Below are 13,733 nucleotides of genomic sequence, written 5' to 3' on the forward strand. Positions count from 1 at the left end.
CCGCCAGAACCAATTGAAATACCGCTATGTCTTGGCGGACAGCTGGTTTTCCGCACAAGAGAACTTGGCCTTCGTGCGCGAAGACCTTGGCAAGCACTTTGTCGTCGCCCTGAAAAGCAACCGGACAGTGGCGACGGCCCTGGACGACAAGCGACAAGGCCGCTTCATTCGGATCGACCAGCTTTCCTGGCCGGAACAGGAACCCATCAAGGCTTGGCTCAAGGGGCTGGATTTCCCCGTGTTGCTGAGCCGCCAAGTCTTTACGAACAAGGACGCCAGCACCGGTATCCTGTATCTGGCTTGTAGCGACCTCGACTGCGACCCAGCGGCGATTCAAACGATCTACCAAAAACGGTGGATAGTGGAAGTCTTCCATAAAACCCTCAAGTCCAATGCGGCCTTGGCCAAATCCCCGACCCAACGGGTCAGGGCCCAAGGCAACCACGTCTTCCTTTCGATCTATGCCGCGTTCCGCCTGGAGTGCCTTTCAATCAAACACAAGCTCAATCATTTTGCCTTGCGGGCTAAGTTGTATCTGAAAGCGGTTCGGTTGGCTTTTGATGAGCTACAGACGCTTAAGCGCGTAACATGAGTTATTAAAATCATATAACTTTCAATAAGGTATCAGTTTTTAGCGAGTCCTAAAAATAAATGGAAATAACAGCACTGATAAGCAAGGCCGATTTAGTACGTACGCTGGGTTGGCAAACCCAGCACTTTTGATACCAGCTAACCTAATTAAGCTGAGTTTCGTTCCTCAACCTAGCCTACTTATTGATAAGTGAAGTTGATTAAGTTGTTTCATAGGCTGAATAATAGCTTTAATGTTCAGTTGTCACAACAGCGGATTAAGCCAATTTACTCTGTTTGTCTTCAGAATAAGTGTTCAACAATGCACCGCCAAAAACCGATCCAGCGCATTGGCAAAGGCTTGTTTGTCCCGTTGTCCGAAGGCAGAAGGCTCGCCGGACACTTGCCCGGTATCGCGCAGCCCGGTCATAAAGTCGCGCATGGCGAGGTGTTCCTTGATGTTTTCCTTGGTATACAACTCGCCCCTGGGGTTGAGCGCATAGGCGTGTTTGGTAACCACTTCCGCCGCCAGGGGAATATCGGCGGTAATCACCAAATCATTGGTTTTACATTCCTGGACGATATAGTTGTCGGCAACATCAAAACCGTTGGCAACTTGCACAGCTTTGATAAAAGGGGAGGGCGGTGTTGCTATAAAACGGTTCGCGACTAGTATTAAAGGTAACTGCTTGCGATCTGCCGCACGGAATAAGATGTCTTTGATGACATTGGGGCAGGCATCGGCATCGATCCAGATTTGTAGGGGCATAATTTGATTTTGTGATATTTGTTTTGTGAATATTGTGATTCTTATGTGTCGCTATTGCGATGGTTATTTTTAATCGGGTTCCCGCACCCGAAGGCGGTTTTCTTTCTTTTGTGCGGCCAAAAGAAAGAAACCAAAGAAAAGGCCGCCCGGATGCCGCTTTTCTCCTGTGCTTCTCGTTTTCGACGGGGGTTGCCGAAAGGGGCCTCGTGCCCCTTCGGCGACGTGCGGCATCCCAGTCGCACCCATAACATGCTGTTCCCGCCGAAAACTGCGATGCTCGGCGCGGCATACGGGGAAAACTTCTCTTATGCATAGGATATTATTATTAGAATTTTCGTCATAGATCGGCGTATTTAAGCAAAAACTCTGGTATCCGTTGCTCCAGCCAATATTGTGGCCTAAATGGAATGCGCCCGGATATGAAACCGACATGGCCGCCGTGCGGGGTAAATTCCAGTTGTACTTGGGGGGATATTTCATTCAGGTCGGGCAAGACTTCCGATGTCATGAAGGGGTCATCTATTGCCTGGATCAAAAGTGTAGGTATAGCAATCGATTTGAGATATTGCCTGGAGCTGGCTCGGTTGTAGTAGTCGTGGACATCCTTAAAACCGTGCAATTTGGCCACTACCCGGTCATCGTACTGCCAGAATGAACGGATAGTCGATAAATCGCCCAATTCTTTGATCCTCATTGCGTCTTTCGTGTGGCCTATGCTTTCCAAATGCCCCAGTTTGTTGTGCATATAGGTTTTTAATTCTTTCAGTAAATTGCTGCGGTAGCTCTTTGAAAAACCGTTATCCAGTTTTGTTGCGCAAATTCCCAGCAGCAAAGGCACGGAAACGGCAACTGCGGCAAACAAATTTAAGTTTTGCCCTTGTTCGCCCAGCCACTTTAACAGGACATTACCGCCTAATGAGAAACCGACGGCTCCGATTGGCGTGTCGGGTTCGAGTTGACGCAAGGTTTGGTAGAGAAAATGAATATCTTCTGTTTCGCCTGAATGATAACAGCGTGCCCTGTTATTGGATTGGCCGCTGCAACCACGGAAATTAAGTGCGGCGCTACGCAATCCCTGTTTGAATAAGGCAAGTTGCAGCCCTTTGATATAACCCGATTGCGAACTGCCGGTCAAGCCGTGCAGCAGGATAATCAGAGGTTGATTGCCTGTTCCACAATAATCGATGTCGATAAAATCATGGTCGGGCGTCGTTAATCTTTCGCGGCGGTAATCAGGCGGATTGGGTGCTTTTCTTAATAAGGCCGGGTAAATCGTCTGTAAATGGCTATTTCTCAGCCACCAGGCGGACTTGAATGTTGTCTGGGTAAACATGGGTTATATGTAACATTGCACGAATGTCTGGTTAAAATACCATTCGCACACTATTTATCAATCCCTACCGCTTACCGCCATGAAAAAATTAGCCATTTACAGACATGGAAAAGACAGTCGGCAGTCGCCAAATTGGGATTCCTATTCTATTGTAAACGCAATAAAGGCTACTTAATTGCCGCCAATAGATACAGCAATACCAGGTTGATAATGATGAGGATTGCACTTAAACCTTGCCAGAAACGTAAAGGATTACGCTGTGCAAGAGGAATGCTATCTTCAGTGCGCATAAAGCTGGGGTTGGGGGTGTTCAGGTCGTATATAAATTCGGACAAATCGTCATAGCGCAACTGTGGGGTTATTGACGTGGCTTTTTTTAATGCGCCATCAATCCAGATTGGCACCATGGGGTTATGATGAAAACTGGGTACATAGCGTAGTGTGGCAAGAAAACCCTGGCTGGGTTTTTCTGGCATATCCTGGCCGAAAGGTAAGCTGCCATTGAGCATCTCGTAGGTTATCACCGCCAGGGAATAGAGATCGGATTTTACGGTTCCGCGTTGGCCCACGTGGTATTCTGGTGCGGTGTAATTCAATGTGCCCAGGATATTGTCTCCATTATTGGAGGCTAGCGGGGCAATTTCTGCGATACCGGCAATTTTCACCGAGCCAAAGTCGATAATTTTGACTACACCCCGTTTGTCGATCATGACATTTTCGGGTTTAAGATCCTGATGCAACATTTCCATGCGGTGGAAAGCGCGAAGTCCTTTGGCGCACTGGGACACTATTTTTCGAATCTTTATGATGTCGGCCTTGGGATTTGCCGTTATCCATTCCCTCAGGGTTTGTCCCTCCAGATATTCGGTGACGTAATAAATACGGCTTTTATGGCGGTCGGTACTGATGATTTTAACGACATTTTCATGATTAATGCGTTTGCCCGCCCATTCTTCATGCAGGAAATGTTCGATGAAATGGGTATCGTCGTCGTAGAGTATGGATGGCGTTTTTAGAATGACTTGGGTGTTAGTTTGGGTATCCAGGGCGCGATAAATCTGGGTACGCTTACTGGCATGCAGTTCCGCCTCGATTTGATAGCCATCCAGTAACATGCCCGGTTGCAACGGTGGTGGAAAGGGCAGGTTGGCATGACGGCGCAGGATTTCATCTTCCTTAGCTTCTGGCAAGCCATCAACCCTGAGCAGTTGGCAAGTCAGGTTATCGTCACTGTTATTAGCCTTGGCCTGCTGCACAATGTTTTCAGCAAGCAGGGCCAGGTCTGTGCTTTCTGCTAGTAGTTTCCTGAGAGTTTTGTCATCGATAAAATCGTGTATCCCGTCTGTGGTCATCAAAAACAGGTCACCTTGCTCCACGGGGAAGGATTTGTAATCAACTTCCAACTTAGGTTCTATGCCCATCGCCCGGTTAAGGTAGTTTTTATCGTGGGAAATCCAGATGCGATGGTCGCGGGTGATCTGTTCAAAATTACCTTTCCGCAAGCGATAAATTCTGGAATCACCAATATGAAAGCTATATGCCGTGGTAGATTTCAGGATAATAATGCTCAAGGTGCTGACCATGCCCTTGGTCGATTGATAACGGATTTGCCCTTGGCTATACAGCCAGGAGTTAGTGGCGGAGAGGACTTTTTGCCCGGCCTGTTTGACCGACCAGGAATCCGGTGTGCTGAAATAATCGCTGAGAAAGCTGGCGATACAGCTTTGACTCGCCAATTTGCCTGCATCGCTGCCGCTCATGCCATCGGCAATGGCTGCGACGATACCTTTGTGGGTCAGTTGTGGTCCGTTCGGGATGATAGCACCGACAAAGTCTTCGTTGTCGTCTTTTACGCCTTTATCGGTAGCAAAACCGACGCTGGCTTTGAGTAAGGATGTGGTCATGGACGATTTATTAATTCAGCTCAATCATCTCAATCGTGCCATCTTCCTGAACTTCTGCCATGTGACCTTTAGGCTCATCAATAAATTGGACGGCTACCAGTACGGCCAAGGCAACCCCGTGCATCACCAAAAAAAAGGGGGAGGGTGCAACAAAGGATAATATAGTCAGAAACAATACGCCACCGACATTACCATAAGCGCCAACCATACCTGCGATCTGTCCGGTCATACGGCGTTTGATTAATGGAACGATGGCGTATACCGCACCGCAGGCACCTGAGACAAAACAGGAGCAGGCCATTGTCAATAATACTACTAAGGTAATCGACCAAGTAGGATTAATGTGCGACATGATGAAATAACCTGTTGACATGCCCGCCATAAAAACAGTCAAGGATAATTTACGCCCAAATTTATCGCTAAGCCAGCCGCCAGCCGGGCGGGCGATGAGGTTAATAAAGGCGAAACTACCGCCCAGCAAGCCCGCTTCGACCATAGTAATATTTTGTGATTCATGAAAAGTTTCAAAGAAGAACATCGGTAGCATCGACACCACGGCCAGTTCTGAACCGAAGGCAATCATATAGGACAAGTCAAGGATGGCAACTTGCTTGAATTTATATTTGTGTATGTCTTCAATAGGTTTTTGTAGGTGTTCCTCATTGACATGGATAATCTTGTACACGTTATACACAAATAAACACCAGATACCGATGTGGATACCAATAGCGGCGGTGTCTGATATAAGATTGGTGTAGTTGGCGCCGCCAGATGATGAGAGTTTCCAGGTGAGCAAGCTCAAGGTAGCGTATAAAGGGATGTTCATCGCTATATAAAATAACAAGTCCCAAATACTGGTAACCTCCATAGCTCCCGTTTTTTTGGGTTTGAAATAGGTTGAGCCTTTGGGCGTGTCGGACACGCTGAAGAAATAGATGACCGAATAAAGTAGGGAAATAGCGCCTGTGCAGCCGATTGCATAACGCCAGCCCTCGTCGCCGCCAAAGATCAGTGCAAGCGACGGCAACGCTATAGCCGCCGCCGCAGAGCCAAAATTACCCCAGCCGCCGTAAATGCCTTCTGCAATCCCCACCTGTCTTGCCGGAAACCACTCGCCAACCATGCGTATGCCGATTACAAAACCTGCGCCTATAAAGCCCATTAAAAATCGGGCCAGCGCCAGTTGTTCAAAGCTATCCGCCAGCGCGAACATGAAACAAGGGATACTGCCTAGCCCCAGTAACGTTGAATAAGTCCGCTTAGGCCCGAACTTATCAACCAGGATGCCGATAACAATACGGGCAGGAATGGTAAGGGCCACGTTTAAGATCAGGATAGTTTTTATTTCCGACTGGCTTAGGTGCAATGTCTTGGCAATAGCCAGCATTAATGGCGCATGGTTAAACCACACGACAAAGCTGACAAAGAAAGCCATCCAGGTCATGTGCAGAATTTTAATGTTTCCTGAAAACGAAAAGAGATTAAGTTTTTGTGATGGCATTTATGGCTAGCCCTATCCTACAATAAAGATGTGTTATTTTTGTTAAAGCAATAGTTATGCCACACAGATGGAATGTTATTGGGGCTGAGGACGATTTGGATTAGGGCAGTAGATTCTGATTCCTTATATATACAGGTATCAGTGTTGCTGTGTCCGTTTCAGGGCGAGCTTCATTAATCTTCCAATTGATCGTCAAAGCAAGCCTCATGTCAATCGTGACAAATTCAAAGACCAATGTTGCATGGCTATTAGTGCTGAGATGCACCATAAATGAGCTATATGCACTATTTTAATGCGTCGGTATGCACAGTTTTTGTGCCTTTTATCAAAAAATAACTTTGAATTCAGTTTCTTATGGTTATGGTATATAATTTGCTCTACATCAATCAAGGTTCAGTTAATGTATATTGAAAAGTATTAAGTCGGGTTATTTGAGGTAAGGCATGAGTACAAAACGGTCGCTGGTAGTCATCGGCAATGGCATGGTCGGGCAACATTTCCTGGATAGCCTGGTGGCAAGCCGGGCAAAAGACAGTTATCACATTACGACGTTCTGCGAGGAACCACGGGTCGCTTATGACCGGGTGCATTTGTCATCTTTTTTCTCCGGGAAAACGGCAGCAGATCTGGCTTTAGCAGATGAGGATTTTTTTGCAGCCAACGGCATCACGCTCCATTTGGGCGACAAAGCCGATCACATAGATCGCAACAGCAAGACTGTCACTTCTGCAAAAGGCGTGACTATTGCTTATGACACGCTGGTTTTAGCAACGGGTTCTTATCCCTTTGTGCCACCCGTACCCGGCCATGACAGGCCGAACTGCCTGGTTTATCGCACGATTGAAGACCTTGAAGGCATAGCCAGTGCTGCAAAATCCAGTAAGGTCGGTGTCGTAGTAGGTGGTGGTTTATTGGGTTTGGAAGCTGCCAAAGCATTAACAGATTTAGGCTTGGAGACGCATGTCGTCGAATTTGCGCCACGGCTCATGGCGGTGCAGCTCGATGAAGCTGGCGGGGCGATGCTCAGGCGTAAGGTTGAAGCTTTGGGCTTGCAGATACACACCGGCAAAAACACCACACTGATTACTGATGGCGCACAGTGCGTTAACAAGATGTGCTTTGCTGACGGCGAAGAACTGGAAACCGACATTGTGCTATTTTCAGCCGGCATTCGCCCGCGTGATGACATTGCCCGTGATTGCGGCCTGGAGGTAGGGGCGCGTGGCGGCATAATGATCGATAACCAGTGCAAAACGTCCGATCCTTATATTTATGCCATAGGCGAATGTGCGCTTTGGAATGGCATGATATATGGTCTGGTTGCCCCCGGCTATACCATGGCGCGTACCGTTGTTGCCGATCTCGCGGGTGAAGTGGCCAGTTTTACCGGTGCGGATATGAGCACCAAACTCAAATTGATGGGCGTTGATGTCGCCAGCATCGGTGATGCCCATGCCAAGTCGCAAGGCGCACTGGTTTACACCTACCAAAACGGAGCCAGCGAAGTCTATAAGCGTCTGGTGGTTAGCCAGGACAAAAAACAATTACTGGGAGCGGTGTTGGTCGGTGAGGTGTCCGGTTACGGCACCTTGTTGCAATACTGCCTGAATGGTATTGAACTGCCGGAAAATCCAGATTCCTTGATTTTGCCGCATCGTTCGGATGAGTCCGTGGGTTTGGGGGCAGATGCCCTGCCGCTTTCCGCCCAAATCTGCTCTTGTTACGATGTGACTAAAGGTGCGATCTGTCAGGCGATAGAAGCAGGATGTACGACGCTAGTCGCGTTAAAGGCAGAGACTAAGGCTTCCACCGGTTGTGGCGGCTGCGCACCCCTGCTAAAATCGGTGATGGACTGCGAATTGCTCAAGCACGGTATAGAGGTCAATACCGATATTTGCGAACATTTTCCGTACACCCGTCAGGATCTTTATAACCTCGTGGTCGTCGGGCAAATCAAAACCTTTGACGGACTGCTGGAAAAACACGGCAAAGGCAGAGGTTGTGACATTTGTAAACCGGCCATCGGTTCCATATTGGCATCGTACTGGAACGAATACGTGTTAGCCAAAGAGCATTTAGGCTTGCAAGACACCAACGACACCTTCCTGGCGAATATGCAAAAAGACGGCACTTATTCCGTCGTACCCCGTATCACTGGGGGGGAAATCAGCCCGGACATGCTGATTGCCCTCGGCCAAGCCGGTAAAAAATACAAACTTTATACTAAGATTACCGGCGGCCAACGGGTGGATTTGTTTGGCGCGCGGGTTGACCAGTTACCCCATATCTGGAAAGATCTCATCGATGCGGGATTCGAATCGGGGCACGCTTACGGTAAATCATTGCGTACCGTTAAATCGTGTGTCGGCAGCACTTGGTGCCGCTACGGCATTGACGATAGTGTGGGTTTGGCGATAGAGTTGGAAAACCGTTACAAAGGTTTGCGCTCGCCCCATAAGCTCAAGTTTGCCGTATCCGGCTGTACCCGTGAGTGTGCGGAAGCGCAGGGCAAGGATGTCGGTGTCATCGCGACGGAAACTGGCTGGAATTTGTACGTCTGCGGTAATGGTGGCATGAAACCACGCCATGCGGATCTGTTTGCCACCAGTCTGGATAAAGAGACCTTGATCAAATACATTGACCGTTTCCTGATTTTTTATGTGCGCACGGCAAACCGTCTGCAACGGACTTCGGTATGGATGGAAAACATGGAGGGTGGCTTGGATTATCTCAAAGCCGTGGTTATCGATGACAAGCTGGGGCTTTGCGGGCAACTGGAACAACAGATGGAACATGTCATCAACACCTACCACTGCGAATGGAAAGCCACTATCGAGGATGAAAATAAACTAAAACGGTTCCGGCATTTTATTAACAGCGACCAGCCCGATGATAACGTGATATTCGTTGAGGAGCGAGGACAACTCCGGCCTGCTGACGAAGACGAACGCAAGCACTTCAAAATGATGGAGGTTGCTTGATGATGCCAGGGATAGAAACATCATGGAAAGACGTTTGTAGCGCAGATGATTTGCAGCCGGATTCAGGTGTGTGCGCACTGATGGAAGGTCAACAGGTGGCTATTTTTTTCGTGGCCAAGGAAAAGGTTGTTTATGCTATCCATAACTACGATCCCATCGGTCGTGCCAACGTCTTATCGCGTGGAGTGATAGGCGATATCAAGGGCGAGCCTGTCGTAGCCTCACCCTTATACAAGCAGCATTTCAATCTGAAGACAGGTATTTGTCTCGAAGACGGACACATCACTGTCCCTGTTTATCCAGTCCGTATTCGTAATGGCAGGGTAGAAATGCAGGCCGTCACGTCGGATGTTATTGAAGGCCTCGCTCACGAAAAGGCCGATGCATGAAATACGATTATTTCATCGCGGATGTTTTTACCACGCAACTGTTTAATGGCGCACAAATAGCCGTATTCCCCAATGCCGATGGTTTAAGCGACACGACCATGAAACTCCTGGCGAGGGAGTTGAACATGTCGGAAACGGTTTTTGTCTTTCATCCAGACGATAGCGATAACAAGCGCAAAATGCGCGTTTTTACCCCCACAAAGGAAGTCGATTTTGCCGGACACCCGATTATCGCAACCGCATATATCCTTGGCTGTTGCGGCGATATTGCCTTAACGGAGCCGATTACACACCTTGTTCTCGAACAGAATGCAGGGCCGATTGATGTCAATATTACTGCGGTTGATGGTAAGCCTACCTTTGTGCAGTTTGCCCGCAAAGTGGTTTCGATTATCGACCGGTTTGCGCCGACCGATGAAGAACTGGCCAGTTTTTTAAGCATCAAGCAATCAGAACTGGATCATAAAAAATACTCGCCGCGTCTGGTTTCTTGCGGCTTTCCCTATTTGATTGTGCCGGTGTGGAATTACGCAACGGTCAGACAGGCTAAATTTAATAGTGCAGCCTGGAGCCAATCTATTGCCCCGCAAACTGCCGCTCAGGAAATTTTGCTGTTTGCGCCCAAAACGCCTTTTGTGGATTCCGATTTTAATGCCCGTTTGCTTGGGTCCCGCATCGGCATTTACGACGATCCGCCCATAGGTAGCGCCATGCCAGCGTTCGCAGCGTACTTATGCTCTTTTGCACATACCCAAAAAGGCACGCATGTTTTTGCCGTCGATAGGGGTGATGCTGAAAGCCGCCGCAGTGTCATCAATCTGGAAATGGATAACAAAGGCCATGAACAATTGGCGTTGCGGGTAGGCGGTGCGGCGGTGCTGTTTGCACAGGGCACTATTGATTTAGGAACGTGTACGAAATAATATGGGCTTCGTAGGGGAAGGCCTTGTGCCTGCCCAGACAACCCCTTGTAGTTATGGGCAACCACAAGGGATTGCTCCTGCGCTAGCGCGGAAACATCAAATATAAATTATTAAAGGTTTGCGATAAAGTATGCTGTTCGGACGTAACATAAAAAATCCAATCAAAATGGCTGATAAGGGCGTGGTCAAATGGACCTATTCGACCTGCGGCTATTGCTCTACCGGATGTGCTATTGAAATTGGCACGAATGCGGAAGGTCAACCCGTTGGATCGCGTGGAGTGGGCGGCGCAGATGTTAATCGTGGCAAACTCTGCCTCAAAGGTCATTTTGAATATGAGGTTTTTGAAGCGACTGGCCGCGCAGCCAGGCCATTGATACGCGACCATATTCATCAGCCGTATTCGGTTAGTGCATGGGATCCGGCGCTGGATAAAATGGCCTCTGAAATCAAGCGCATACAGGCTAAATATGGCCGGGATTCGTTTGCCATTGTTTCGACAGGGCAAATATTCACCGAAGAATTTTATACCCTGGGTAAACTGGTGCGCGGCGTGATTGGCACCAACAACTACGACGGCAATACCACCTTATGTATGGCCTCGGCAGTGTCCGGCTATAAGCGTTCTTTTGGTTCAGACGGCCCACCGGGGTGTTATGATGATTTTGACCATACCGATTGCCTGATTGCCTGGGGTTCCAATCTGCCGGAGCAGCATCCGATTATCTACTGGCGCATGAAAGAAGCCCAGGAAAAGCGCGGGTTTCCGTTGATCGTCGTCGATCCGCGTGTCACGATATTTGCGCAAAACGCGGATATTCATTTACCCATCACACCAGGTACGGATGTCGTACTGCAAAATGCCTTAATCCATGTCATTCTTAAAGAGGGGCTGGAAGATCGAGACTATATCAATGCCAATACCAACGGTTTCGACGAGTTGGCGAAAGAAATCCAAAATTATGACCCTACCAGCGCCGCCAAAATTTGCGGTATAGATGAAGATACGATACGCACGGTAGCGCGGCTTTATGCCAAAGCCGGGCGGGCGATGAGCATCTGGACGATGGGCATCAACCAAAGCACCCACGGATCAGATGGCGTGGTGGGTATCAACAACCTGAATCTGGTGACTGGCAATATCGGCAAGCCGGGCGGCACCAGTCTGTCGATTACCGGCCAGTGCAATGCCATGGGTACACGCGAGTGGTCTTCCTGTTCCGGGTTGCCCGGTTACCGGGCATTGGAGAAACCGGAAGACCGCGAAGAGATAGCCAAGTTTTGGGGCATCGATCCCGAGTTTTTCCCGAAACAGCGGGGGTTAACTGAAACCGATATTTTCCCTGCGATTGAAACCGGAGAAATAAAAGGTCTATGGCTGGTTGCAACCAATCCCATGACCTCGATGGCAAATACGCCACGCATTCGCAAAACCTTGGAGAAACTGGAATGTCTGGTCGTTCAGGATGCGTATGTTGACGTGGAAACCAGCCAATACGCACACATCTTTTTACCGGCTGGTATTTGGGCAGAGAAGGAAGGTGTGTTTACCAATACCGAACGCAGGGTCAATCTTACCCGGCAGGTTAAACAGCCCTATGCCGATTCAAAATCGGATATGCAGATTTTTAACGAACTGGCCAAACGCTTTGAGAACGGTCACACAATCCATTTCCCGGAACGCCCTGCCGAGGTGTTTGAGGAGATGAAGCATCTCTCCAAAGGTCGTCTGTGTGATATTTCCGGCATGACCCATGACTTGATCGAGAAGCAACGCGGCATTCAATGGCCTTATACCGAAGCGCAAGCTGCACAAGATGCTAAGGGTACACCTCGCCTGTATAGCAAATCTGCGACCTTTTGTTATTCAGATGGCAGGGCAAAACTCATCCCCTTGCCGTTTATCAACAATAATGAAGTGCCGGACGGGCAGTTTCCCTTCTGGCTTAACACTGGCCGCCTGGTGGAACATTGGCATACCCGCACAAAAACCGGAAAGATTGGCAACAATAACAAGTTCAGCCCCATCCCGTTCATGGAAATGAGCCCCGATGCGGCAGAAGATTTGGGTATCAAGCATCAATCTTATGTGCGTGTTACCTCCCGCCGTGGGGATGCGGTAGTGATGGTGATGCTAACGCACCGTGTACCCAGAAATATGGTCTTTATCCCGTTTCATTTTTTCGATTGTGTTAACCGCTTAACATTAGGTTTGCTCGATCCTCATTCCAGGCAGCCAGCATTCAAGCAATCGGCAGTTAATATTGAAACCGTAGACCAGGATTTCGCCGCGCAATTAAGCAAGGAATCGCGGACTTATTAGAAGTGTAGTTTGGGTTAGCGGCAGCAACGGTTCCAGACCGTTCGCTTGCACTTCAGCCATCCATGGCGGTCGTAGCGTAACCCAACAAATCGAAGTCGTAGGGTACGCACTGCGTACCTTTCGGTGACTGTATCAAGCACAACGCTTAAAAATGGCACGCAATGCGTACCCAACCCTGGATTAATTATGTTTGAAGTACGCAATGACGAACCCAAATACGCTTTTCTGAATAACACGGAAAGCAAGCAACAAAACTGCTACGGTCATAATATCGAGCTGACCGATGCGAGTAGCGAGTTGAGAAATAAAAGCCTGAATATCAATGAGGATTGCGGCATTGGAGAAAATCCTGACCGCTATAAACAACACGGTTTTTATTTTAATGCCGATAACTGTATTGGTTGTCATGCCTGTGAGTCCGCCTGTAGCGAAAAAAATGATGTCCCCGCGCACATTGCTTTTCGTTCTGTGGGCTTTGTCGAAGGCGGCACTTACCCTGATTATCAACGCATTAATATTTCAATGGCATGTAACCATTGCGATGACCCCGTCTGTTTAACCGGCTGTCCAACCCGTGCCTATACGAAATTTGCCGAATATGGCGCGGTGTTGCAAGACCCGGATATTTGCTTTGGTTGCGGTTACTGCACCTGGGTGTGTCCGTATAATGCGCCACAACTCGATCCCGTCAAAGGCGAGGTGTCGAAATGCAATATGTGTGTAGATCGCCTGGAAGTTAACCTGAAACCGGCCTGTGTTGCCGCCTGTCTTGGTAATGCCTTGGACTTTGGCGTTATCGAAAACATCCCTGAAAACCGCATCCAAGCCAAAACCGAAATACCGGGATTTCCCAACGCGGAAATTACGCAACCGAACATCCGTTTTCAGCAAACGCGCACCACGCACAGGGAAATGACCCGCACCGATGACATGCCGCTAAAATATCATCGGGATGACGAGCACGGCCTGTTCAAGCCGGTTGTTGATGAAAAGCAAGGCAGGGAACGCCACTGGAATTGTCGTAAGCTGCTGACCAGCCA

Annotated in this window: 10 protein-coding genes; 6 read left to right on the forward strand and 4 right to left on the reverse strand. The window is 48.7% G+C overall.

The genetic code is table 11. The features are described from left to right. Nucleotides 1-592: transposase (locus ACLQ6D_RS17095; RefSeq protein WP_411728512.1), on the forward strand; the 592-nt coding region annotated here is incomplete at its 5' end. 294 nt (nt 593-886) lie between these two features. Here the strand turns inward: ACLQ6D_RS17095 and ACLQ6D_RS17100 are convergent. From ACLQ6D_RS17100 to ACLQ6D_RS17115, 4 genes are all read right to left on the reverse strand, one after another. Further along, entirely contained in the window at nt 887-1,339 is a 453-nt protein-coding gene (locus tag ACLQ6D_RS17100; RefSeq protein ID WP_411728513.1) for a YaiI/YqxD family protein, read from the reverse strand. A 337-nt stretch (nt 1,340-1,676) separates the two neighbouring features. After that, complete coding sequence (locus tag ACLQ6D_RS17105) at nt 1,677-2,672, reverse strand: hydrolase (RefSeq protein WP_411728514.1); 996 nt, start codon at nt 2,670-2,672, stop codon at nt 1,677-1,679. A gap of 167 nt (nt 2,673-2,839) precedes the next feature. Next, the gene (locus tag ACLQ6D_RS17110) at nt 2,840-4,576 is read right to left on the reverse strand and encodes a protein kinase domain-containing protein (protein WP_411728515.1); all 1,737 of its coding nucleotides are present in this window, start codon (nt 4,574-4,576) and stop codon (nt 2,840-2,842) included. A 10-nt stretch (nt 4,577-4,586) separates the two neighbouring features. Next, the gene (locus tag ACLQ6D_RS17115) at nt 4,587-6,077 is read right to left on the reverse strand and encodes a NarK family nitrate/nitrite MFS transporter (protein ID WP_411728516.1); all 1,491 of its coding nucleotides are present in this window, start codon (nt 6,075-6,077) and stop codon (nt 4,587-4,589) included. Nucleotides 6,078-6,520: 443 nt separating this feature from the next. On the opposite strand from ACLQ6D_RS17115, the gene nirB reads away from it, so the two are divergent. The 5 genes from nirB to ACLQ6D_RS17140 all read left to right on the forward strand — a co-directional run. Next, nucleotides 6,521-9,058 (forward strand): nitrite reductase large subunit NirB, encoded by a 2,538-nt coding sequence (gene nirB, locus ACLQ6D_RS17120; RefSeq protein WP_411728517.1) that lies wholly within the window; start codon nt 6,521-6,523, stop codon nt 9,056-9,058. Beyond that, complete coding sequence (gene nirD, locus ACLQ6D_RS17125) at nt 9,058-9,447, forward strand: nitrite reductase small subunit NirD (protein WP_411728518.1); 390 nt, start codon at nt 9,058-9,060, stop codon at nt 9,445-9,447. Before nirB ends, nirD begins: the two co-directional genes overlap by 1 nt. Beyond that, on the forward strand, nt 9,444-10,370 hold the full coding sequence (locus ACLQ6D_RS17130; RefSeq protein WP_411728519.1) for a PhzF family phenazine biosynthesis protein: 927 nt from the start codon (nt 9,444-9,446) through the stop codon (nt 10,368-10,370). Before nirD ends, ACLQ6D_RS17130 begins: the two co-directional genes overlap by 4 nt. 166 nt (nt 10,371-10,536) lie before the next feature. Continuing rightward, a complete protein-coding gene (locus ACLQ6D_RS17135; RefSeq protein ID WP_411728520.1) occupies nt 10,537-12,693 on the forward strand; it encodes a molybdopterin oxidoreductase family protein in 2,157 nt (718 codons plus the stop codon). A 186-nt stretch (nt 12,694-12,879) separates the two neighbouring features. Then, nucleotides 12,880-13,733: 4Fe-4S dicluster domain-containing protein (locus tag ACLQ6D_RS17140; protein ID WP_411728521.1), on the forward strand; the 854-nt coding region annotated here is incomplete at its 3' end.

This window comes from Methyloglobulus sp., assembly GCF_046714055.1.
In the GTDB taxonomy this organism is placed as follows: Bacteria; Pseudomonadota; Gammaproteobacteria; order Methylococcales; family Methylomonadaceae; genus Methyloglobulus.